This is a genomic window from Arthrobacter sunyaminii (assembly GCF_018866305.1).
Lineage (GTDB): Bacteria > Actinomycetota > Actinomycetes > Actinomycetales > Micrococcaceae > Arthrobacter_B > Arthrobacter_B sunyaminii.
In genome coordinates, this window is record NZ_CP076456.1 from 940,550 (window position 1) to 962,008 (window position 21,459).

Annotated in this window: 21 protein-coding genes; 9 read left to right on the forward strand and 12 right to left on the reverse strand. The window is 66.4% G+C overall.

From position 1 onward, the window contains the following. Positions 1–5: 5 nt before the first annotated feature. Complete coding sequence (locus tag KG104_RS04095) at positions 6–722, reverse strand: hypothetical protein (protein WP_104161602.1); 717 nt, start codon at positions 720–722, stop codon at positions 6–8. Continuing rightward, complete coding sequence (locus KG104_RS04100) at positions 719–1,156, reverse strand: hypothetical protein (RefSeq protein ID WP_104055067.1); 438 nt, start codon at positions 1,154–1,156, stop codon at positions 719–721. Before KG104_RS04100 ends, KG104_RS04095 begins: the two co-directional genes overlap by 4 nt. A gap of 218 nt (positions 1,157–1,374) precedes the next feature. On the opposite strand from KG104_RS04100, the gene KG104_RS04105 reads away from it, so the two are divergent. Next, positions 1,375–2,337, forward strand: coding sequence for an L-lactate dehydrogenase (locus tag KG104_RS04105; RefSeq protein ID WP_104161604.1), 963 nt, complete (start codon positions 1,375–1,377; stop codon positions 2,335–2,337). Between the two features lie 58 nt (positions 2,338–2,395). Here KG104_RS04105 and putP read toward each other — a convergent pair whose 3' ends face one another. The 3 genes from putP to KG104_RS04120 form a co-directional block, all read right to left on the reverse strand. Further along, on the reverse strand, positions 2,396–3,907 hold the full coding sequence (putP, locus tag KG104_RS04110) for a sodium/proline symporter PutP (RefSeq protein WP_104055069.1): 1,512 nt from the start codon (positions 3,905–3,907) through the stop codon (positions 2,396–2,398). 177 nt (positions 3,908–4,084) lie between these two features. Beyond that, the gene (locus KG104_RS04115) at positions 4,085–5,458 is read right to left on the reverse strand and encodes an aspartate aminotransferase family protein (protein ID WP_207347372.1); all 1,374 of its coding nucleotides are present in this window, start codon (positions 5,456–5,458) and stop codon (positions 4,085–4,087) included. Between the two features lie 21 nt (positions 5,459–5,479). Further along, entirely contained in the window at positions 5,480–6,970 is a 1,491-nt protein-coding gene (locus tag KG104_RS04120) for a CoA-acylating methylmalonate-semialdehyde dehydrogenase (protein ID WP_207347373.1), read from the reverse strand. Between the two features lie 148 nt (positions 6,971–7,118). Here KG104_RS04120 and KG104_RS04125 point away from each other — a divergent pair, with 148 nt between their 5' ends. Further along, complete coding sequence (locus KG104_RS04125; protein ID WP_207347374.1) at positions 7,119–8,762, forward strand: PucR family transcriptional regulator; 1,644 nt, start codon at positions 7,119–7,121, stop codon at positions 8,760–8,762. Between the two features lie 61 nt (positions 8,763–8,823). Next, a complete protein-coding gene (locus KG104_RS04130; protein ID WP_104161609.1) occupies positions 8,824–9,132 on the forward strand; it encodes a cupin domain-containing protein in 309 nt (102 codons plus the stop codon). A 2-nt stretch (positions 9,133–9,134) separates the two neighbouring features. Here KG104_RS04130 and KG104_RS04135 read toward each other — a convergent pair whose 3' ends face one another. Then, positions 9,135–9,431 (reverse strand): DUF3253 domain-containing protein, encoded by a 297-nt coding sequence (locus KG104_RS04135; RefSeq protein WP_207347375.1) that lies wholly within the window; start codon positions 9,429–9,431, stop codon positions 9,135–9,137. Positions 9,432–9,545: 114 nt separating this feature from the next. Between KG104_RS04135 and KG104_RS04140 the strand changes: the two genes are divergently transcribed. The 5 genes from KG104_RS04140 to KG104_RS04160 all read left to right on the forward strand — a co-directional run bounded on the left by KG104_RS04140 (position 9,546) and on the right by KG104_RS04160 (position 14,737). Then, a complete protein-coding gene (locus tag KG104_RS04140; protein WP_207347376.1) occupies positions 9,546–10,070 on the forward strand; it encodes an SRPBCC family protein in 525 nt (174 codons plus the stop codon). Between the two features lie 148 nt (positions 10,071–10,218). Continuing rightward, a complete protein-coding gene (locus tag KG104_RS04145) occupies positions 10,219–11,208 on the forward strand; it encodes an LLM class flavin-dependent oxidoreductase (RefSeq protein WP_104055075.1) in 990 nt (329 codons plus the stop codon). Positions 11,209–11,349: 141 nt separating this feature from the next. Continuing rightward, positions 11,350–12,831 (forward strand): FAD-dependent oxidoreductase, encoded by a 1,482-nt coding sequence (locus KG104_RS04150; protein ID WP_207347377.1) that lies wholly within the window; start codon positions 11,350–11,352, stop codon positions 12,829–12,831. A gap of 28 nt (positions 12,832–12,859) precedes the next feature. Next, a complete protein-coding gene (locus KG104_RS04155) occupies positions 12,860–13,327 on the forward strand; it encodes an acyl-CoA thioesterase (RefSeq protein WP_237685385.1) in 468 nt (155 codons plus the stop codon). Between the two features lie 105 nt (positions 13,328–13,432). Further along, complete coding sequence (locus tag KG104_RS04160; RefSeq protein ID WP_207347378.1) at positions 13,433–14,737, forward strand: TetR/AcrR family transcriptional regulator; 1,305 nt, start codon at positions 13,433–13,435, stop codon at positions 14,735–14,737. Positions 14,738–14,740: 3 nt separating this feature from the next. Here the strand turns inward: KG104_RS04160 and KG104_RS04165 are convergent, their stop codons facing one another. From KG104_RS04165 to KG104_RS04180, 4 genes are read right to left on the reverse strand one after another with little or no spacing between them, the layout of a single operon-like run. Further along, a complete protein-coding gene (locus KG104_RS04165; protein ID WP_237686977.1) occupies positions 14,741–15,928 on the reverse strand; it encodes a flavin reductase in 1,188 nt (395 codons plus the stop codon). Positions 15,929–15,960: 32 nt separating this feature from the next. Beyond that, positions 15,961–16,968, reverse strand: coding sequence for a 4-hydroxy-2-oxovalerate aldolase (gene dmpG / locus KG104_RS04170; protein ID WP_104104304.1), 1,008 nt, complete (start codon positions 16,966–16,968; stop codon positions 15,961–15,963). Positions 16,969–16,970: 2 nt separating this feature from the next. Further along, positions 16,971–17,945, reverse strand: a complete 975-nt coding sequence (locus tag KG104_RS04175; RefSeq protein WP_273545206.1) for an acetaldehyde dehydrogenase (acetylating) — start codon at positions 17,943–17,945, stop codon at positions 16,971–16,973. Beyond that, a complete protein-coding gene (locus KG104_RS04180; protein ID WP_104055080.1) occupies positions 17,945–18,760 on the reverse strand; it encodes a 2-keto-4-pentenoate hydratase in 816 nt (271 codons plus the stop codon). Before KG104_RS04180 ends, KG104_RS04175 begins: the two co-directional genes overlap by 1 nt. Before the next feature lie 244 nt (positions 18,761–19,004). Here KG104_RS04180 and KG104_RS04185 point away from each other — a divergent pair, with 244 nt between their 5' ends. Further along, positions 19,005–19,820, forward strand: a complete 816-nt coding sequence (locus tag KG104_RS04185) for an IclR family transcriptional regulator (protein ID WP_104055081.1) — start codon at positions 19,005–19,007, stop codon at positions 19,818–19,820. Between the two features lie 83 nt (positions 19,821–19,903). On the opposite strand, the gene KG104_RS04190 is transcribed toward KG104_RS04185, so the two are convergent. Together KG104_RS04190 and KG104_RS04195 are read right to left on the reverse strand one after the other, a co-directional pair. After that, positions 19,904–20,374 carry a nuclear transport factor 2 family protein gene (locus KG104_RS04190; RefSeq protein ID WP_207347379.1) on the reverse strand — a complete coding sequence of 157 codons (471 nt, stop codon included), beginning with the start codon at positions 20,372–20,374 and terminating at the stop codon, positions 19,904–19,906. Between the two features lie 107 nt (positions 20,375–20,481). Then, positions 20,482–21,408 carry a VOC family protein gene (locus KG104_RS04195; protein ID WP_104055083.1) on the reverse strand — a complete coding sequence of 309 codons (927 nt, stop codon included), beginning with the start codon at positions 21,406–21,408 and terminating at the stop codon, positions 20,482–20,484. Between the last annotated feature and the right edge of the window lie 51 nt (positions 21,409–21,459).

Sequence of the window (21,459 nt, forward strand, 5' to 3'; positions counted from 1 at the left end):
GCAGGTTAGGCGGCCGACGCCGCGCTTCCGCCGGTGGGGCCGCGGGCAATCCGCCGGCGCTGCCAGAGCGACCAGATCAGCCACAGGCCCCACACGGCCAGGAGGACGGCCGCTCCCATAATGACGGTGGACACGTCCAGCGGCCCGGTCCGCCCGGCGATAACCAGGAATCCCCACCAGGACACCGCCGCCACCACGAGCAGGTTCACTGCGGGGGCAAGGGCGGCTGTTCCGCTGCGGGACCGGACAGCGGTCGCCACCATATCGACCGCCATCAGCACCGTGATTGCCGTGACCGTGCCGGTGGCGAAGGCCGCCACCTCCGGGGAGACGGTGCGGTTAATGAACCACAGGATCAGCACCACCGCCGCTGCCGCCAGCGCCAGTGCCTGTACGACGGCGGCCAGCAGGTTCAGGCCCAGCAAACGCCGGTCCGAATCCCGGCGCTTGCCCGGGATGTTGGACCACGCCTCGCGCCGGAACCAGGCCGCTGCCAGGTTGGCGAAGAGCATTGTCGATCCGGCAGCGATAAAAGGGACCACGAAGTTGTTGCTTCCCACCCACACCAGGGCCGCGACGGCGGCAAAAACCTGGGGCGAGCCGATAATGCCCATCACCCAGGCCAGCAGGAACGGCCGGCGGGCCTGTGCAAGATCCAGTGGATGGACTAGATACTGTTCGTTGGCGTCGGGTAGCTGGACGCGTTCATTGATCTGTTTCACGGAGACCTCCAAGGGACCGTGTCCAGGTGCGGGCCGCGCAGGCCGCCCCGGGCAATCTCATATATCTTCTGCCGGGACACACCCAGCTCTTCGGCGACCGTTACCGCGCTGAAGTCCTCGAGCAGGTCAGCTGCAGCGAGTGACCTGATGCCCGAAGCCCGGCGGCCCAGCTGGGCTGCCAGGGCGCCGACCTCAGCAGCCAGGAGGGCTGCGGCCAGGGTGCCGCCAAACGGGTCCGCCCAGCCGGGGGATCCTTCGACGGCTGCAGCGTAAAGCCGGTCTCCGCCGTCGGCCAGGACGGTTCGCACCTGCTCTGCTGACAATCCGGCCGCCTCGAAGCGGCCGCCAATGGCTCCCCGCTCTTCCGGGGGCCGGTGGGACAGAACGCTGTCCCATGCGGGTTCGGGGCTGTCATCCCCGGGGTGACTATCCATGTTTTGAAGTGTGCGCGCGGTTTTGACGACTGTCTACCCCCTGGTGACAAGTTTCTGCGGGGGCTTTTCGGCGGGAGCCGGACCTCCGGCGGAACAGCAGCAGAACAAGCTAGTCCCCATGAACCGAAGCCCGCGGATGCTCCGGCCGTTCCCCTGCACCGGACCCGCGCCTACCATTGCTGAAAAGGGATCCAAACCTATGTGAGCGAGGCTCTGCAATGGCCAACATCACCACCCGGCCCGTGACCAAGCTGGGAATCGTAGGTGCGGGAAGCGTGGGAACATCCCTCGCCTACGCCGCCCTTATCCGGGACGCGGCACGGGAAATTGCGATCTACGACATTGACGCCGTCAGGGCCGAAGCCGAGGGGCTGGACCTGGCCCACGGCACGCAGTTCACCGGCGCAAACACGGTGACCGGCGGCGGAAATATCGAGGCGCTGGCAGGATCGGACGTCATCGTGATTACGGCCGGGGCGCGGCAGAAGCCGGGGCAATCGAGGCTTGACCTGGCCGGGGTCAACGTCGGGATCATCCAAAACCTGATGACGCAGCTGATGGAACAGGCGCCGGACGCCGTGTACGTCGTCGTCACGAACCCCTGTGACGTGCTGACCGTGGCGGCCCAGAAGGCCTCCGGCCTTCCGTGGAACCGGATTTTCTCCTCCGGCACCGTGCTGGACACCTCCCGGCTGCGTTTGCTGCTGGCCCGGGAGGCGCACGTGCTGATGACCAGCGTGCACGCCACCATCATCGGTGAGCACGGGGACTCGGAGTTTCCGGTGTGGTCCAGCGCCTCCATCGGTCCGGTGCCGATTCGGGACTGGAAAATCAGCGGCCGGCAGGTTTTCACCCAGGAGTATCTGGACGCGGTCACCCATGACGTGGTGACGGCCGCCTACCAGGTCATTGAGGGCAAGGGTGCCACCAACTACGCCATCGGGCTGGCCGGAATCAGGATTGTGGAAGCCATTATGCAGGCGGAGAACGCGGTGCTGCCGGTGTCGGCGATCATGCAGGGCGCCTACGGCATTGAGGGCGTCGCGCTGTCCCTGCCCTCAATAGTTGGCATCAACGGCGTCTACGGCATGCTGGAAATGCCGCTGGACGAGACGGAGACCCGGCAGTTCCAGGACTCCGCCGAGACCCTGCGGAACACCCTCACCAAACTCGGTGTGTAGCCGGTGAGGGTGCTCGTTCCCGTGGACGCAGCAGCTGATCCCGCGGGGTCCCGCGGAACTAGGCGGGGACGGTCGCTGCCGGTTCGCCGTCGCCCTTGGAAATTCGCACGGCGTCGTCGAATTCGGCGTCGATCTCAGCTGAGGGCTTGAAGGTGACCCGGCTGACAATGACGGTCAGCAGCAGGTTGATCAGGAAGCCGGGAATGATCTCGTACACGTCGCCCAGGATGCCGGGCATTTCCAGGGTGCCCCAGAGGAATGCAGTGACTGCGCCGGCGATCATGCCGGTCAGGGCGCCGGCGGTGGTGAGCTTGCGCCAGAACAGGGCCAGCAGGATGGTCGGGCCGAAGGCGGCGCCGAAGCCGGCCCAGGCAAAGCCCACCAGTTCCAGGATGGAAGCGTTGCGGCTCACGGCGATCAGGATCGAGATCACCGAGACCACCAGCACGCCCATGCGGCCCAGCAGCACCATGGAGCCCGGGGAAGCATCGCGCTTGAGCACGATCTTGTAGAGGTCCTCCACCAGGGCCGAGGACGTGACGATCAGCTGCGAGGAAATGGTGCTCATGATCGCTGCCAGGACTGCGGCGAGAACGAAACCGGCCACCAGCGGGTGGAAGAAGATCAGAGAGAGCTCCAGGAACACGGCTTCGGGATCGCTCAGGGTGAGGTTGTTCTGCTGGAAGTAGGCAGCACCGATCAGTGCGGTCATCAAGGCGCCGATCACGGTCAGCAGCATCCAGCCCACACCGATCCGGCGGCCGGCCACGGCATCCTTGGGGGAGCGCAGTGCCATGAAACGGACAATGATGTGCGGCTGGCCAAAGTAGCCCAGGCCCCACGCAAGCGCCGAGATGATACCGACGGCGGTGCCGCCGGCGATCGGATCCAGCATGTCCGGGTTAATCTCGCGGAGGGAGTCGGTCATGCCGCCGAAGCCGCCAACCTGGCCCAGGCCCACCAGCGGAACGAGGATCAGGGCAGCGAGCATCATCAGGCCCTGGACAACGTCGGTGTAGCTCGCGGCCAGGAAGCCGCCGAAGAGCGTGTACGCGATGGTCACGCCGGCGACGATCAGCATGCCCACGAGGTAGGAGGAGCCGAAGGAACTCTCAAAGAAGACGCCGCCGGCCACCATGCCGGAGGAGACGTAGAACGTGAAGAACACCAGGATGATGACCCCGGAGACCACGCGCAGGATCCGGGAACGGTCCTTCAGCCGGTTCTCGAGGAAGCTGGGCACCGTAATGGAGTTGTTGGAGACCAAAGTGTAGGAGCGCAGGCGGGGAGCCACGAACTTCCAGTTCAGCCACGCGCCGGCGGTGAGGCCGACGGCGATCCAGCCCTCCACCAGGCCGGAGACATAGATGGCGCCGGGCAAACCCATCAGCAGCCAGCCGGACATGTCCGACGCGCCGGCGCTGAGGGCTGCGACGCCGGGCTTCAAATCCCGTCCGGCGAGCATGTAGTCGTCGAGGTCGGTGGTACGCCGGTAGGCCCACCAACCGATCGCCAGCATGGCGAGCATATAAATCGCCATGGCGATCAGTTTGTACGTCTGGTCAGTCATAGTGTTGTTAGCCGTTCACTCTGGTTACGTATCGCGGTTGGAGCCCGAAGGCCCCACCAAGTATGCCAAGCGTCACAGTGAGCGGTGAAATCAGGGAATTCAGCGGGACCGAAACCACCCCGGTCAGCGGCGCGTCCCGGAACACGCCGCTGACCAAACAAGGGGCACCCGGGTCGGTTAGCCGGTCACGAAGGTGTCGGCGATGCCCAGGACGTCATCGATGATGTCCAGTCCCGTGCGGGCTTCCTCACCGGTGACGTTCAGCGGCGGAACCACGTGGAGGCGGTTGAAGTTGGCAAAGGGCAGCAGCCCGCGGTCCTTGCAGGCCGCGATCAGCGTGTTCATCTCCGGGCTGGAGCCGCCGTAGGGTGCCAGTGGCTCCCGGGTCTGACGGTTCTTGACGAGTTCAATGGCCCAGAAGGCGCCGGTGCCGCGGACTTCGCCCACGCTTTGGTGCCTGGCGGCTATTTCCGCCAGCCCGGGTCCGAACACGGCGTCGCCCAGGCGTGCGGCGTTTTCCACCATCCCCTCTTCGCGCATGGCGCCGATGGTGGCCACCGCCGCAGCGCAGGCCAGCGGATGTCCGGAGTAGGTCAGCCCGCCGGGGTATGCCGTGTCCGCAAAGGTCGCGGCAATTTCATCGGAGATGGCCACGCCGCCCAGCGGCACGTAACCCGAGTTCACGCCCTTGGCGAAGGTGAGCAGGTCCGGCACCACATCCCCGCCGTGTTCGACGGCGAACCACTTGCCGGAGCGGCCGAAACCGGCCATCACCTCATCGGCAATGAACATGATGCCGTAGCGGCGGGTCAGTTCCCGGACCCCGGCCAGATATCCGGGCGGCGGAACCATGATCCCGGCGGTGCCGGGAATGGATTCCAGCACCACGGCGGCAAACGCGGACGGCCCCTCCAGCTGGATGATGGATTCCAGATGGTCCAGGGCCCGCCGGCATTCCTCCTGCTCGGTGGTGGCGTGGAACTGGGACCGGTAGAGGAACGGGGCATGGAAATGGACGGTGCCGGCAGTGCCGTAGTCGTTGGGAATCCGGCGGGGATCCCCGGTGACGTTTACTGCCAGTGCCGTGCCGCCGTGATAGGACCGGTAGGCGGAGAGGACCTTGTAACGTCCCGTGTGCAGGCGGGCCATGCGGACGGCGTGCTCAATGGCGTCGGCTCCGCCGTTGGTGAAGAAAACCGTGTCCAGATTCCCCGGTGTCAGTTCCGAAACCAGCCGGGCCGCTTCCGAGCGTGCGTCGTTGACGTACTGCGGGGCGATGGTGCAGAGCTTGCCGGCCTGCTCCTGAATGGCCGCGACCACCTTGGGATGCTGATGGCCGATATTGGTGTTGACCAGCTGCGAGGAGAAGTCCAGCAGCTTCCGGCCCTCGCCGTCCCACACGTGGGAGCCCTCTGCGCGGATCACCGTCATGGGCTTGATCTGCTTCTGCGCGGACCAGGAATGGAAGACGTGCTCGCGGTCCAGCTCATAGGCGCGTCGGCCCGCGGCGAGTTCCGCTTCGGTGACTGCGGATTCGGTGGTGGTGTTCATGTTCGGTATTCCTCCTGGGTCTTAGGCGTTCTGCGGGAAGCCGAGGTTCAATCCGCCGTGGCTGGGGTCCAGCCAGCGGGTGGTGACCACCTTCCCGCGGGTGAAGAAGTGCACTCCCTCGGTGCCGTGTGCGTGCGAGTCGCCGAAGAGCGAGTTCTTCCAGCCGCCGAAGGAGTAATAGGCCATGGGCACGGGGATGGGCACGTTGATGCCCACCATTCCCACCTCCACCTCGTTCTCGAAGCGCCGGGCGGCGCCGCCGTCGTTGGTGAAGATGGCGGTGCCGTTGCCGTAGGGGTTTGCATTGATCAGTGCCAGCGCCTCGTCGTAGCTTTCGACCCGAATGACGGAGAGGACCGGGCCGAAGATTTCATCGGTGTAGATGGACATGTCCGGGGTGACCCGGTCGAACAGGGTCGGGCCGAGGAAGAACCCCTCGCCCTCGGCGTCGGGCGCCACGTCCCGACCGTCCACCACCACGCCGGCGCCGGCGGCAGCGCCGGCTTCGATGTAGCCGGCCACCCTGTCGCGGTGGGCAGCGGTCACCAGCGGCCCCATATCGGCGCCGCGCAGCCCGTCACCGACGCGCAGCGTACGGGTGCGCTCGGCGATCTTGGCCACCAGCTCATCGGCAATCGGTTCGACGGCAACCAGCGCGGAGATTGCCATGCAGCGCTCGCCGGCGGACCCGAAGCCCGCGTTGACGGCGGCGTCGGCGGCCAGGTCCAGGTCGGCGTCGGGCAGGACAATCATGTGGTTCTTGGCGCCGCCCAGGGCCTGGACGCGCTTTCCGGCGGCCGTGGCCTCACGGTAGACGTACTGGGCAATGGGCGTAGAGCCGACGAAGGAGACGGACTTGATGTCCGGGTGGTGCAGCAGGGTGTCCACCGCTTCCTTGTCACCGTGGACCACGTTGAAGACGCCGTCCGGCAGGCCCGCTTCCTTCCACAGTTCCGCCATCCAGTTCGCCGCGGTCGGATCCTTTTCGCTGGGCTTGACGACGACGGTGTTGCCGGCCGCGATGGCGACCGGGAAGAACCACATGGGCACCATGGCCGGAAAATTGAAAGGGCTGATGATGGCGGCCGGACCCACCGGCTGGCGCAGGGAATGCACGTCCACGTTGGTGGAGGCGTTTTCGGTGTAGCCGCCCTTGAGCAGGTGCGGGATGCCGCAGGCGAATTCCACGACTTCCTGGCCGCGGCTGATCTCGCCGAGGGCGTCGTCGAGCACCTTGCCGTGCTCAGCGGTGATGATCGCTGCCAGCTCCGGCTTGCGGGCGTTCAGGAGCTCGCGGAAGGTGAAGAGGATCTGCACGCGGCGGGCCAGCGACGTGTCGCGCCAAAGCGGGAAAGCCGCCGTTGCCGCGGCGACGGCGTCGTTGACCGTCTCCGCGGAGGCCAGGGCCACCTGGGACGTGACCTTGCCCGTGGCCGGATTGGTGACGTCGGCCAGCCGGCTGTCGGCCGGTTTAGTGAAAGTGCCGTTGATCCAGTGCTGAGTGGTCTGCATGCCTGCTCCTGTGGGTGGAACGCGAAACGGAAGTGGCACCATCCTGCCGTGGGAGGCCCCGCGAAACCATTGCCAACATGTCAGGAAATCTGGCGCAATCTTTACGGTTTGTAAGGACGCGCGCCCGGAACCGGCCTAGACTCGCGGCATGATGCTGACGGTGGCCGCAGTGCTGGAACTGGACGTGATGCGCGCGGGGGCGCCGGAAGTGCTCGCGGGGAGGGAACTGCTGGAGCGCCCGGTGCGCTGGGTTCATGTCGCGGAACTGCGCAACCTGGCCGATCTGTTGGAGGGCGGGGAGCTGGTGCTCACCACGGGCCTGGCTTTCGGGGATTCGGCTGCGGCTGCGGCGGACTATCTGGCCGGGCTGGAGGCTGCCGGAGCGGCGGGTGTGATCGTGGAGCTCACCGGGGACCGGCCGGCGGACGCGGCGGCTTTGACCACTGCTGCCGCCGGTGCCCGGCTGCCGGTAATCCGGCTGCACCGGCGGATCCGTTTCGTGGAGGTCACCGAGGTGGTGCACCGGCGCATCGTGGCCCGGCAGTTTGAACAGGTGGCCCGGGCACGGGAGGTCCACGAGGTCTTCACCATGCTGAGCCTGCAAAGCGCCGGCGTCCAGGAGATTGTGGACCGGGCAGCGCAGCTGCTGGACTCTCCGGTGGTCCTGGAAGACAGCTCGCACCTGGTGGTGGCTTTTGCACCGGGCCCGGTACCGCCAAAGGATCTGCTGCGGGACTGGCAGCGCCGTTCCCGCGCGGTGCACCGTTCCGGTTTAGCAGACGGAAATTCTCCGGCGGCAGCGGACGCAGCGTGGCTGCAGGCGCCGGTGGGGCTGGGCAGCCAGCGCTGGGGCCGCCTGGTGATCCCCGGTCTTCCGGTTGCATCGGAAGCCGCCGCGGCGGAGGCGTCCATGGTGCTGGAACGTGCCGGCCAGGCACTGTCCATCAACCGGCTGGCCGAGCGCGACCAGGCAGGCTTGTCGCAGCAGGCCCAAGCCGGCCTGATCCATGAACTGCGCTCGCCGCGGGTGCCCGATGAAGCCGAGGCCCGAACCCGGGCGGAGGCGCTGGGGTTGAAACCTTCCCCGGCCTACCTTCCGCTGGTGCTGCATCTGGAAGCAGGTGCGGGCCAGGATCCCATGTCCATGCAGCGTAAAGAGCGCGCGTTGCTCGAAATGCTGGACAGTGTCCTGTCCTCCACCCGGAATACTGCGCTGGCTGCCGCTGTGCAGACCGGCCAGGTGGCAGTACTGCTGGCCCTGCCGGCCCGGCTGCTCGAGGACAGTGTGCTGGAGCGCATCTGCGGGGTGCTGGCCGAACGATCCGCGGAGGCCGCCGAACCGCTGACCTGGACCGCCGGGGCGGGACGTGCCCGTTCTGCTCTCTCGGATGCCGCCGCCGGCCTTGATGAGGCTGCCCACGTGGCGCAGACAGCGGGAACCCTGTCCGCCGGGACCCGACGGTACTTCCGGTCCACCGACGTCCGGCTCAGGGGACTGCTGGCCCTGCTGCGCGAAGATCCGCGGGCCGTCACGTTTGCCGACACCGAGCTGAGCGGCATCCTGGAGGATGGCGCGGGGGAGGACCTGGCACTGCTGCAGAAATTTCTTGAATGCGGAGGCAACAAAACGGAGCTGGCCCGCCGCGGTTACCTAAGCCGCCCCACCCTGTACGCCCGGCTGGAACGGCTGGAAGCGAAGCTGGGGGTGTCCCTGGACGATCCCGAATCCCGGACCTCACTGCACGTGGCGGTGCTCCTGCGGCAGCTGCGGTCGCTCTCGGCGGCAGGGTGAACGAAGCAGGCCATCGCTTAACATCCTTCGGCAACCGCCGGTGCTGGGGTAGGTTTTCCCCATGACTTCGACCACCTCGGTCTACGGCCAGGCCGTAGCTTCCGTACAGATCGACAATGCCCGCATCCGTGTGACCGAATGGCGTTTTCCGCCGGGGACCCAAACGGGCTGGCACCGCCATGAACTGGACTATGTGGTGGTACCCACCATTGACGGCCACATGAGCTATGAGACCGCTGAGGAGCAGGTCACCAAGGACCTGGTGGTGGGTGCCTCCTATGCCCGGGAAGCCGGGGCCGAGCACAACGTCATCAACAAAACCGACACTGAATTCGCGTTCATCGAGATTGAGCTCAAGCAGCAGGGCTAGCCTCAGCGTCTGCGGCGGATGCGGATCGGTCCGCGGGCCGTGGAAAGATCGACGACGCCGCCGCCCTGGGTGATCTCTACGTCGCCGCTCGCCACCAGCCTGGCCGCCGCACTGCGGGCCGCGTCCATCAGCGGCCGCCAGTTGTCCGGGGCCACCGCCCGGGCCGCGTCCGAGGGGCAAATGGTGGCGGTGTCCGCCCGGGCAGAGAGCAAGGCCAGGATGGCTGCCTCCAGGCGCGGCCCGACGTCGTCCTTTGATCTGTCCGCGCTTCCGGCCTGTGATGTTCCGCTGGCATCCATGCAGGCCATTGTGCCGCGGACGGGCGACTCACCGGAACCGGGTCCGGTGGAATGCCGCCGCCGGTTCCCGTTTGCCGCAGCGGTCTGGCCACGCCGGCATGCGGCGGACCACACTTGAAGACAGATTCGGGCGGAACCGAGAGGACGGTCATGGCTGATCCGGTGTCACCGCAGGGAGCAGAGAATGAGCTGTTGATGGTGCGGGATTTCCCGGTCCCGCAGCAGGCTGTTTACGATGCCTGGGCAGATCTGGCGCATGCCACGGACTGGTGGGGACCCGAGGGCTTTATTGTGCCGCCGGATCGGGTGAGCATCGACAACCGCGTGGGCGGAACCTACCGTGCCTGCATGGTGAACACCCTGACCGGGGATGAGCTGTGGTGGGGCGGAACCCTGCGGGACCTGGAGCCTCCCCGCCGGCTGGCCATGACACAGCAGTGGCAGTCTCCGGACGGAACGCCGTCGAGCCCGGAAACCCTGATCACCGTGGACCTGGCCCCGCATGACGGCGGTACGCGCCAGACGTTCCGGCAGGGGCCGTTTGCGGACCGGCGTGATTTGGACGGGCACCAGAGCGGCTGGAACTCTTCCTTTGACCGGCTCTCCCGGTATCTGGTCCGCCGCCGCGGCGGCGGATGAGGTAAACGGCGGCAGGCAGGCGGCGGCAGACGGGCAGCGGCATGAAAAGGAGCGCGTGAAATAAGAGCGTGCCCTCCGCTGTTGCACCAGAAGTGCCCGGGCAAACAGCCGGCAGGGTGCAACGTGCAACGAAAGGCCGAAAACCCACATGACTGTTCCGCTGTCGATCCTCGATCTTGCCATCATTGACGAGGGCGAAACCGCACGCGACTCCTTCGCCTCCAGCCTCGCCCTGGCACAGCACGCCGAGAAGCTGGGCTACACCCGCATCTGGTACGCCGAGCACCACAACATGCCCACCATCGCCTCCTCGGCCACCAGCGTGCTGGTGGGCTACATTGCCGCCCACACCGAGAACATCCGGCTCGGTGCCGGCGGGGTCATGCTGCCCAACCACGCCCCGCTGACCATTGCGGAGCAGTTCGGCACCCTGGAGACACTCTTCCCCGGCCGGATTGACCTGGGCCTGGGCCGCGCCCCCGGCAGCGACCAGAAGACCATGCGCGCCCTGCGCCGCGATCCCATGTCCTCGGACAGCTTTCCGCAGGATGTGCAGGAACTGCAGGGCTACCTCACCGGCAACACGCTGATCCCCGGCATCGACGCCACCCCCGGCAAGGGCACCAACGTGCCGCTGTACATTCTGGGCTCGTCCCTGTTTGGCGCGAAGCTCGCCGCCGCCCTGGGGCTGCCCTACTCGTTCGCCTCGCACTTTGCCCCGCAGGCACTGCAGGATGCCGTGGCCATCTACCGCCGCGACTTCCGTCCCTCGGAACAGCTGGCCGAGCCGTACGTCATCGCCGGCGTCAACGTCATTGCCGCGGACACCTCCGAAGAAGCGCAGCAGATGTTCACCGACGGTCAGCGCCGCCGCGTCACCCAGCTCTTTGGCCGGGACCGGACCTTCACACCCGAGGAAGCTGACATGATCCTGGAATCCCCGGGCGGGCAGCAGGTTAAGCAGATGGGACGTTATTCCGCGGTGGGTACGCCGGCAGAGGTCCGCGACTACCTGGACTGGTTCAGCACCCACGCCGATGCCGACGAGCTGATCGTGGCCACCCAGACCCCCACCCTCGAATCACGGCTCCACTCGTTCGAGCTGCTGGCTTCAGTGACGGAGCTGGTCCGGGCCTAACTTGGTCCGGGCCTAAGGCTGCCGGGGACCGGCAGGCCTCCGGCGCCCGTCCCCGGTCCCGCTGGCCGGGACTGGCGCGGACGTGTTCCTCCTTCGTGTGCCTAAGTAGCCCTACGAATGGCCAAACGAAGGGGCTCGAGGATGAGCGCGCAAAAAGCTGCAGGACCGGTGGACTCCCGCGAGGCGGACCCGGCGGATTACGAGACGGACGTGCTGGTGATCGGTTACGGCTGCGCCGGTGCCGCGGCTGCGCTTGAAGCGCGGGCGCTGGGTGCCGAGGTAATTCTCCTGGAGCGGGCGGGCGGGGGAGGCGGCTCGTCAGCCCATTCCGGCGGTGAGATTTATCTGGGCGGCGGCACGCCGATCCAGCAGGCCTGCGGGTTCACCGATACTGCGGGGGACATGGAGGCCTACCTGCTGGCGGCACTGGGGCCAAACGCCGACGCCGAGAAAATCCGCCTCTACTGCGAAGGCAGCCTTGAACACTACGAGTGGCTGAGCAGCCGCGGCGTCCCGTTCAAACCCTCACTGTGGGACAGCCCGTCCTGGGTGCCGCCCACCGACGACGGACTGATGTGGCTGGGCGAAAACGCCATGCCCTTTGCTGCCCTGGCAAAGCCGGCACCACGCGGCCACCGGGTTACCTCGGAAGGTTACGGCGGCAAGGTGTTGATGAAGGTCCTGGCCGAGGCCGTGGATGAGGCGGACATCCCGGTCCACACCGATACCTATGCCGGGCAGTTCATCCTCGACGGCGGCACCGTTGCCGGCGTCGTCGCCACCCGTTTCGGAAAGACGGTGACCTACCGTGCCCGCCGCGGCGTCATCCTGGCCACGGGCGGCTTTGCGGACAACGCCGAGATGGTGGCCCTGCACGCCCCGCGGCTGACCGGGCTGGGGGTAACCAGCGACGGCGGCGATGACGGACACGGAATCCGCATGGCCCAGGCGCTCGGTGCCGGCACTGCACGGATGTCCTCCGCCCAGGTGGGAATCACCCTGATCCCGGGGCTGGTGGTGCGCGGCATGCTGGTCAACGCCGTCGGGCAGCGGTTCATCAACGAAGACCAGTATCCCGGGCTGCTCGGACAGGCCGCCCTGTTCAAGCAGGACCTGGCAGTCTGGGTCATCCTGGATGAGAAGGCCTACGAGGAAGTTCCGGAACAGGAGCGCTGGGGCGTGGTTCCGCATTTCGCGGCGGAGACCGTCGAAGAACTCGAACAGGAAGTGGGTATGCCGGAGGGTTCGCTGACAGGAAGCGTGCGCGAGTACAACCGGCATGCGGCGGCGGGGGAGGACCCGTACTTCTTCAAAAACAAGCGCTGGCTGCGGCCCTTGGAGCCGCCGTTTGCCGCCATCGACGTCCGCCGCGGCATGACCGCTCCGGAATCGGGTTCCGCCGGCGGAGGCGGTGCGAGCGTCTTCACGCTCGGCGGACTGCAAACCGGTCCGGACGGCGAAGTGCTGGACGTCTCCGGGGTACCGGTTCCCGGTCTCTACGCTGCCGGCCGCGCCACCGCCGGGATCTACGGACAGGGGTACATCAGCGGCACTTCCCTCGGCGAGGGTACGTTCTTCGGCCGGCGTGCCGGTGCAGCCGCAGCTGCAGTGCCGGGGCGGTGAGAACCGGAGCCTGTGCTAGAAACAAACCATGAATAAAACCCCGCAGGTCATCCGGTGTTCCGTCGGCATGCGCTGGGGGGACATGGATGCTTACGGGCACGTGAACAACGTGGAAATCCTGCGGATTCTCGAAGAAGCCCGGATCCACGCCTTCGGCCCGCCCGGCGGTACCGGCGGGCCGGGGCGGGAACCCGTCGTCGCACTCTTCAACAACGTGCCCGAGGGCACCCAGGCGCTGGTGGCGGAGCACCGGGTGAAGTACCTTTCGCCCCTGACCTACCGCAACATCCCGGCCGAGATCGACGTCTGGATCAGCGCCCTGAAGGGGGCCAGCCTCACCATCGCCTATGTCATCAGCGATCCCGTAACAGCGGAAACCTGCGCCAAGGCGGAGACCACCCTCGCTTTTGTCGACGCCGCTTCCGGGCGGCTGCTGCGGATCGCCCCGGACCAGAAGGCCCTCATGCTGCCCTACCTCGGGGCATCAGTGTTCTAAACGGTATCGCTGGCCGGGATTGCCCCTGACGAGCCGGCGGTGCTGTGTAAGGATGGAGGGCCGAGGCCGAAACGGGTTTGGAACCGGAGAACATTGGGTGGGGTAGTGGCGCAGCGCAAGACGGACCGGAAGAACCGGCAGGGTGAACAGACCCGCGAACGGATCCTCGAAGAGACCATGCGCCTCGCCGCCCGCCACGGCTATGAGGGAACCAGGATCTCCATGGTCCGCAAAGCCACCGGCTTGTCCGCCAGCTCCATCTACTGGCACTTCTCGGACAAGGAGCAACTCATTGCAGCGGCCCTGGAACATGCCATTGGCACTCACCTGCAGACGATCCCCACGTGGCCGGAGTTTTCTTCCGGCGAAGACCGCAGCGCCGAGTTGTATGAGCAGATTTTCCAGTGGCCCCGTGAGGACTTTTGGCGCTTCGGGCTGCAGATGGCTGTGGTCCGGCCTCCGGAGGAGTCTCCGGCCAGGGACAGGTTCCTGGAGATTCGCCGGGAAAGCATCGACTGGCTGGCCCGCTGGTGGAAACCCAGCCTGCCGGAGCAGATGGAGCAGCGGGGGATGGGATCGGTGCTGCTGGGCAGCCTCACGTTCGCGGTCCGGGACAGTTACTTTCTCCGGCGGCATGCCGGGCGCCAATTCGACGAGAACCGCATCACCTGGATGCTGGCGCTGTCCGTGGATGCGATGGCTGACCGTCTGGGGGAGCTGGCAGGGGAGGCCCCGATCGCCATTGAAGGGGAACCACCGGCACAGGCCGTGGAGTGCGCCGGCACGCAGACCGGACGCCGGGCCTTCCTGCAGGCTGCAGAGGACATCATCGCCGAATTCGGGTACGACGGCGTCACGGTAGCCCGGGTTTGCGAACGCGCCGAGTTGCCGGCCAGCTCGCTCTACTGGTTCTTCAAAGACAAGGACGACCTCGTGGCCGAGGTGGTGGCCGGAGCCGTGCAGAATTGGGAAGCGGCCCGGCTGGACCTGACCGGGCAACGGGCGCAGGGGGACTGGACGGTGCCGCTTCGCGGCCAGCTCCGTGGTGTGCTCGAGGGGACCGCCGCCGGAACCGGGATCCTGCGGCTGGGCCTGCTGCTCCTGCTCCAGGACGGCAACCGAACCTCCCCCGGCGTGCAAAGCCTGGAGACGGTGATGGAGAACATGCAGAGCATCACGACGGACTGGTTCTCCGCGGTGCTGCCGGACACGGAAAGCGAAGAACAGCGCACCGAGCTGGCGGAGTATCTGTCCGAGTGCCTCTTCCGGTTCCTGGAAGGCCTGATGCTCGCCAGGCAGATCGACGCCCATTCCTGGGAACCGGGACTGCTGGCTGATTTGTTGGCCGTGGGTCTGCACCGGGCAGTTGAGAAGCTGCTGGCAGGATCGGCAGCTCCCGCCGGGCGCTGAACCTCAGGCGTCGGCTACCGCACCAATGGCCTGCGCCGCAGCCTGCATTTCCTGGGCCAGTGCCTGGATCCGGGACGCCTCTGCATTCCGGGGCAGATTGGCGACGCGCAGCACCAGCCGGACCTTCCCTGCGGCGTCAAAGACGGGCGCGAGCAGGGAATCGACGTCGTACGTCCGCCCTTCCTCCAGCTGCACCGGAGCGTAGCTGTTGGAGGTGCGGGAGATGATCTCGCGGATTTCGCGTTCCTGGGCCGGGGTGTAGGTGCCGGCGGAGTACTCGCGGAGGGCCTCGAAAACCTGCTCGTCCCGGTAACCGCCCCGCATGGTGATGGACCAGCCGCGCTGACGCACTGCTTCCAGGCGCCCCCGGTACTCGTCCGGGGTGCATTCGTCGCTCGGCAGGGCACGGGAGAGCCAGCGGTCGATGGTCTTCGGGTCTTCCCAGGCCAGGCAGAGTTCACCCATGGGCGGCATCAGCGGAATGCGTTCTCCGAGGCGGTCGTCCTGTTCCGGAGCCGTGCCGGCGGCGGCGACTATGACCGCCAGCTGATCGCTGATGACGGCCATGGCTGTGCACTCGGCTCCCAGCTCGGCGGCGAGCCGCTCCATTTCGTTCCGTCCCCGCTCAGCCAGCCGAACGCCGGCTATCAGGTCCGCGTCGAAAGGCGCGCTCAGCGACATGGGGGCAAACCGTCCGTACCCGCCCTGGAAGAACAGCAGCGGCGCCACCGGGCTGCACACCTGCAGCTCATGGACCGCGCCCAGGACAATGTAGTGGTCACCGGCGTCGTTGATTGAATCGAAGGTGCAGTCGATGTAGGCCACCACCCCGTCCAGCACCGGCGCGCCGAGCGGCGACGGCCGCCAGGACAAGCCGTCGAACTTGTCAGCGGACTTGCCGGCAAAGCGGCGGCACAGGTCCTCCTGGTCCGCGGCCAGCACATTGACGCAGAAGGAACCGGCCGTGCGGAGCTTGCTGAAGGTCTGCGACGCAACGGTGGGCAGGAACGCCACCAGCGGCGGATCCAGCGACACCGAGGTGAAGGAACCCACGATCATGCCCACCGGTTCGCCGTCCTCAGCCATGCCCGTAATCAGAACCACGCCGGTGGGGAAGTGGCCCAGCACGTTGCGGAACACCATCGGATCGCTCGTGAGGGGCCGCTGTTGTTCCATGCTGATTTCGGTCATTGTGTTTCCTTTCCAAATGCTGTGGGACGGGGTTACTTCTGAGCGAGCAGGTCCAGAGCCACGTCCACGATCATGTCTTCCTGACCGCCGACCATGCGCCGCTTGCCCAGCTCCATCAGGATGTCCGTGGTGGGGATGCCGTAGCGGGTGCTGGCCGTTTCCGCGTGCCGCAGGAAGCTGGAGTACACCCCGGCGTAGCCCAGCGACAGGGTCTCGCGGTCCACCCGGACGGGGCGGTCCTGCAGCGGGCGCACCAGGTCGTCGGCGGCGTCCATCAGCGCCGGCAGGTTGCAGCCGTGGTCAAGCCCGAACTTGTCTGCAGCGGCAATAAACGCCTCCAGCGGAGCATTTCCGGCTCCTGCTCCCATGCCGGCCAGGGACGCGTCCACCCGGTTGGCGCCGTGTTCCACGGCGGTGAGGGAGTTCGCCACCGACAGCGAGAGGTTCTCATGGGCGTGAATGCCGATTTCAGTGGCCGGATCCAGCACCTGACGGAAGGCATCAACTCGTTCGGCTACGCCGGGCATGGTGAGGGCTCCGCCGGAGTCCACAACGTACACGCAGGTGGCTCCGTAGCTCTCCATCAGTTTTGCCTGCTTGGCGAGTTCGGCAGGCGGACTCATATGGGACATCATCAAAAAGCCCACGGTGTCCATGCCCAAATCGCGGGCGGCACCGATGTGCTGCGCGGACACATCGGCCTCGGTGCAGTGGGTGGCCACACGCACCACCGACGCTCCGGCGCTGTTGGCGTCCTTGAGATGGTGGATGGTGGCGATGCCGGGCAGCGCCAGCGTGGCAACCTTGGCCTGTTTGACGGCCCCCGCAACCGCGGAAATCCATTCCAGGTCCGTGTGGGCACCGAAGCCGTACACGCAGGAGGAGCCGTTGATTCCGTCGCCGTGCGCAACCTCGATGGAGGCGACGCCGGCGGCGTCCAGCGCGGTGGCGATGGCGACGGCCTGGTCCACCGTGTACTGGTGCCGGATGGCATGCATGCCGTCACGCAGGGTGACGTCGGAGATGTAGAGCCTGCTCATGGTTATGCCTCCTGCATCGCCGCGGCGATGTGTTGTTCTTGTACTCCGCCGCGTTCGGCCCACCGCTCGGCGACGGCCATGGCGGCGGAGGTCATGATGTCCAGGTTGCCCGCGTAGGCGGGAAGATAATGCGCGGCGCCGGTCACCTCCAGCATCACTGTGACCCGGGTGCCGGTGAAGCTGCCCGTGCCCGGAATGTGCAGGGCATTCTCCGGGCCGAAGGTTTCAAACTGCACTTCCTGCTTGAGCTTGTATCCGGGAACGTACTCCTGCACCTGTGCGGCCATGGCTTTGACCGACGCCGCGATGGCGGCATGGTCCGTTTCACCGTCGACCAGGCAGTACACCGTGTTCCGCATCATCATCGGCGGCTCGGCGGGGTTCATGATGATGATGGCCTTGCCTTCGGCCGCACCTCCGACCTCAACCAGGGCGCGGGAAGTGGTCTCGGTGAACTCGTCGATGTTGGCGCGGGTGCCGGGACCGGCGGAACGGGAGGCAACGGAGGACACGATCTCCGCGTAGCGCACCGGAGCCACCCGCGTGACGGCAGCCACCATGGGCACCGTGGCCTGTCCGCCGCAGGTGACCATGTTCAGGTTGGCATCGTCCAGATGGTCCTCAAGGTTCACCACGGGGACGCAGTAGGGGCCGACGGCGGCCGGTGTCAGGTCCAGCACGCGGACGCCGGTGTCCTTCAGCAGGTCCCAGTTGGTGAGGTGGGCGGAGGCGCTGGTGGCATCGAAGACCACCTTGATGTCCTTGAAGTTCGGCAGGTCAAGCAGGCCCTGGATGCCGTCGGCAGTAGTGGGAACGCCCATGCTGGCGGCGCGCCGGAGCCCGTCGGACTCCGGGTCGATGCCCACCATGGCGCCCATTTCCAGCCGCTTGGCCCCGCGGAGCACCTTGATCATCAGATCGGTTCCGATGTTGCCGGAGCCGATGATGGCCACCGGCCAGAGTTCGTTGGTTCCCACTACTTCTCCTCATGTTTGATGCGGACCTGTCCAAGTCCCTGGATGTTCACTACTGCGTTGGCGCCGGGCGGAAAGGCGACCATGGGGCCGAGGGCGCCGGTCATCAGGATTTCGCCGGCCTTCAGCGGCCGTTCCAGCTCCGCCATGCGCCTCACCAGCCAGAGGGCGGCACGGTAGGGATGGCCCAGGCAGGCAGCGCCCGAGCCCACTGATTCCACGCTGCCGTTGACTTCCATGACCATGCCGGCGGCCGCCAGGTCAATCGACGACGGCGCGACGGGCCTGGTGCCGGTCACTATCTGGCCGCTGGACGCGTTGTCGGCGATGGTGTCCAGGATGGAGATGTCCCAGTTGGTGATTCTTGACCCGACAATCTCAATAGCCGGAAGCAGGTAGTCCACGGCGGCGATCAGCTCGGTGAGCGTGGTATCCGGCTCGGGGAGGTCCCTTTTCAGGACGAGGGCAACTTCGGCTTCCACCCGCGGCTGCAGGACTGCCCCGGCAGCCAGCGCTTCGCCGTCGGCCAGGCACATGTCGGCAAAGAGAACGCCGAAGTCCGGCTGGTCCACGCCCATCTGCGCCTGTACGGCCCGTGACGTGAGCCCGATCTTGCGCCCCACCACGCGGCGGCCCTCGGCGATCCAGGCGTCCTCGTTGGTCCGCTGGACGTCGTAGGCCGCGCTGATGCCGCCGTCTGCGAGCAGGTCGCGGATCGGCTCAATCGGCGTTCCGTCCCGCTCTGCACGGCGCAGGCGTGCGGCCAATTCTGCAATGCCTGCCGGATAAGCAGGTGCAGTCTCGATGGTTGCAGTCATCTGTCCTCCCAAGTGAGCCTTCAGTATTGCGCCGATGAGCTGTCCTGCCCCGGGGCAGTCCCGAAGAGCGGGATGGGAGAAGGGTGGTGCAAATCCTGTAGCGATGTGTACAGTGAAGCTCTCATGTGCGTTAGCTCACATAGTTTTTGTGGTCCATAGATGTGCCAAGGAGGTCCCAGCTAATGAATGTTCCCTGTTGCAGGTTCCGCCGGCGTTCCGCCGGTGTCTCCTTCGGGCGGTGCCGATGAGTGTTTCCCTGACTGCACCCCCTGTTGCCTGGCCTCCGGCTCCCTCCGGACCGCCCCCGGCAATGGCGGCGCGGATGACGCTGATCATGGAGGTGTTCGATTCACGCTCCGTCCGGCTGCTGCTGGACGAAATAGCGTCCAGGACGCGCCTGCCGCGCTCCACCACGCACCGGATCCTGGATCAGCTGGTGCAGCTGGGCTGGCTGGAACACACGCCCGACGGCTACGGCATGGGCTGGCGCTCGCTGCAGTTCGGCGGCTTGGACAACGGAAACAGCCGGATCCGGGCTGAGGCCGCGCCCCTGCTGCACAGCCTGCAGATACGGACCGGAATGGTGGTCCACCTGGCCGTCCTCAACGGCACCAACATCCATTACCTGGACAAGGCCGGCGGCCGCTCGGCCACCTCGGTGCCGTCCCGGGTGGGCGGCAATGCTCCGGCCCATGCAACGGCACTGGGAAAGTCCATGCTGGCCTGGATCAACCCCGAGCAGCTGGACGAAATGTTCCGGCACGGACTGTCCGCCAACACGCCCCGGACCATCAGGGATGTCCCCGCGCTGTACGCGGAGCTGAACCGGATTCGCCAGCGCGGCGGGCTGGCGTACGAATCCGGTGAGAGCTACGAGGGTATCTCCTGCGTGGCCGCGGCCATCCGCAACCGGCGGGAGCCGGTGGCAAGCATTTCCCTGGTGGGCACCGCCGGGGATCCGATTGAACGTGTCGCTCCACTGGTCCTGGATGCGGCACGCCGCGTGTCAGCAGCGCTGTTTCCCGGTGACCTGCCCCAGGACCGGTATTCCGGGTCCTGAGCGCCCCGGAACGGCACACGGGTCCAGGCGTGTCGCTTGGACCCATGTGCCTGTCCCCGGGAGTTCTCACTGGACCGGGTTGCTCAGTCAGCGGCCGGGGGCGTCAGCAGACCGGACACCGACCGGCGTGCAAACTTCCATCCACGGGCGGTCCTGGCGAACGAGTCTGAATACAGTCCCAGGGAATCCTGCAGGCTGCCGTCGAGGCGCCGGCCAAAGGCATGGAAGTAGGCGGTTCCCTTCGCTGCGTCGCCGTCAACGTCAATGATGTGGTTGAGGACCAGATGGCAGGTGCCGCGGTTTGAGGCCATGGTGGATGTGAAGAACTCCCGCAGGGCGGCCGTACCCTGAACCGCGGGGATCCCCCAGCCGGTGCCGTCCCAGACACCGTCCTCGGTGAACAGGGCCAGCAGATCGTCCAGCCGGCCGCCGTCAAGGGCCGAAACATATTCGTGGGTTAGGCGCCGGATCAGCTCAATGTCGCTGTCCGCTGCCGCGCCGGCGGCAGAAGCAGTGCGGGGTGCAGCGGCCGTGCCGGTTGGAGAGTGAGTCACGGGGTTCCTTAAACGGGGTTCCTTACAGCGATTGAATGCCGCCGCCCGTCGGGCGGAGGAAGCACCACGTCGCTTCCTCCGCCCGACGATGGGCGGCGTCCTGTTTCCTAAACGGCAGCGCGTTTGGGGACAAACGCGGCCAGCGGCTCGTGCGCGGCTGCGGAGTGATCATGGCCCCAGTAGCTCTCGGCCGTGATCTCCTCGGCGGTGAAATAGGTTTCATCCACCAGCATGCCCTCGGTGCCGTACTCGATGTCCCAGCCCCCGGGCGCCCGAACGTAGAAGGAAACCATCTTGTCGTTGGTGTGGCGTCCGAGTGAAGCCGAGAGAGTGAAGCCCTGCTTCGTGACCTTGTCCAGCGCCCGCCCCACGGTGTCCAGGTCCTCGACCTCAACCATCAGGTGCACCAGACCCGGAGCATCGGCATGCGGTGCGCCGCCGATGGCCAGGCTGTGATGGCGCTGGTTGACGCCGAAGAACCGGAACCGGTTGGCCGGGCGCTGCGGGCCCAGCCGCACTGCGCCGCGGGGCAGGAAGCCCAGCACATCGGTGTAGAAGGACGTGGTTTCCTCCATGGCCATGGTGGGCAGGACAACGTGGCCCATGCCCTGCGCACCGGTGACAAATTTCTGCGCGTAACCGGTCTTCAGGATGCTGTGGTCCAGACGGGGGCCGAAGAAAACTTCGACCGGAGTTCCACCCGGATCGGCGAAGGTGATGACCTGTTCCAGACCGCGCAGGTCCGCTTCTTCCTCGTTGAGCCAGGTGACGGCAATGCCGGCCGCCTCCACGTCCCTGGCCACCTGGGCCAGGGCGAACTGGTCGCGGACTTCCCAGCCCACGGCCAGGACCCGGTCGGAAGTTCCCGGCAGCACGATCAGGCGCGCTTCCCGTTCGTCCATGCGCAGGTACAGGCCGTCGGGGTCCGGTCCCACGGCCTCGGCGAAGCCGAGACCTTCGACGGTGAGTTCACGCCAGCGGTCAATGTGCTCGGTCTGGACCTTGAGATAGCCCAGTCCTCGAATATGAGTCATGGTGTTCCTTGCCTTGCTGTTGTGTTGAGGGTTGTTGCTGTATCCGGAGGT

What these genes read in the sequence shown, in the direction of transcription:
- KG104_RS04100 (WP_104055067.1), bottom strand. Translation starts at nt 1,156, where the DNA reads ATGGATAGTCACCCCGGGGATGACAGCCCCGAACCCGCATGGGACAGC.
- KG104_RS04105 (WP_104161604.1), top strand. Translation starts at nt 1,375, where the DNA reads ATGGCCAACATCACCACCCGGCCCGTGACCAAGCTGGGAATCGTAGGT.
- putP (WP_104055069.1), bottom strand. Translation starts at nt 3,907, where the DNA reads ATGACTGACCAGACGTACAAACTGATCGCCATGGCGATTTATATGCTC.
- KG104_RS04115 (WP_207347372.1), bottom strand. Translation starts at nt 5,458, where the DNA reads ATGAACACCACCACCGAATCCGCAGTCACCGAAGCGGAACTCGCCGCG.
- KG104_RS04120 (WP_207347373.1), bottom strand. Translation starts at nt 6,970, where the DNA reads ATGCAGACCACTCAGCACTGGATCAACGGCACTTTCACTAAACCGGCC.
- KG104_RS04125 (WP_207347374.1), top strand. Translation starts at nt 7,119, where the DNA reads ATGATGCTGACGGTGGCCGCAGTGCTGGAACTGGACGTGATGCGCGCG.
- KG104_RS04130 (WP_104161609.1), top strand. Translation starts at nt 8,824, where the DNA reads ATGACTTCGACCACCTCGGTCTACGGCCAGGCCGTAGCTTCCGTACAG.
- KG104_RS04135 (WP_207347375.1), bottom strand. Translation starts at nt 9,431, where the DNA reads ATGGATGCCAGCGGAACATCACAGGCCGGAAGCGCGGACAGATCAAAG.
- KG104_RS04145 (WP_104055075.1), top strand. Translation starts at nt 10,219, where the DNA reads ATGACTGTTCCGCTGTCGATCCTCGATCTTGCCATCATTGACGAGGGC.
- KG104_RS04150 (WP_207347377.1), top strand. Translation starts at nt 11,350, where the DNA reads ATGAGCGCGCAAAAAGCTGCAGGACCGGTGGACTCCCGCGAGGCGGAC.
- KG104_RS04155 (WP_237685385.1), top strand. Translation starts at nt 12,860, where the DNA reads ATGAATAAAACCCCGCAGGTCATCCGGTGTTCCGTCGGCATGCGCTGG.
- KG104_RS04165 (WP_237686977.1), bottom strand. Translation starts at nt 15,928, where the DNA reads ATGACCGAAATCAGCATGGAACAACAGCGGCCCCTCACGAGCGATCCG.
- dmpG (WP_104104304.1), bottom strand. Translation starts at nt 16,968, where the DNA reads ATGAGCAGGCTCTACATCTCCGACGTCACCCTGCGTGACGGCATGCAT.
- KG104_RS04180 (WP_104055080.1), bottom strand. Translation starts at nt 18,760, where the DNA reads ATGACTGCAACCATCGAGACTGCACCTGCTTATCCGGCAGGCATTGCA.
- KG104_RS04185 (WP_104055081.1), top strand. Translation starts at nt 19,005, where the DNA reads ATGAGTGTTTCCCTGACTGCACCCCCTGTTGCCTGGCCTCCGGCTCCC.
- KG104_RS04195 (WP_104055083.1), bottom strand. Translation starts at nt 21,408, where the DNA reads ATGACTCATATTCGAGGACTGGGCTATCTCAAGGTCCAGACCGAGCAC.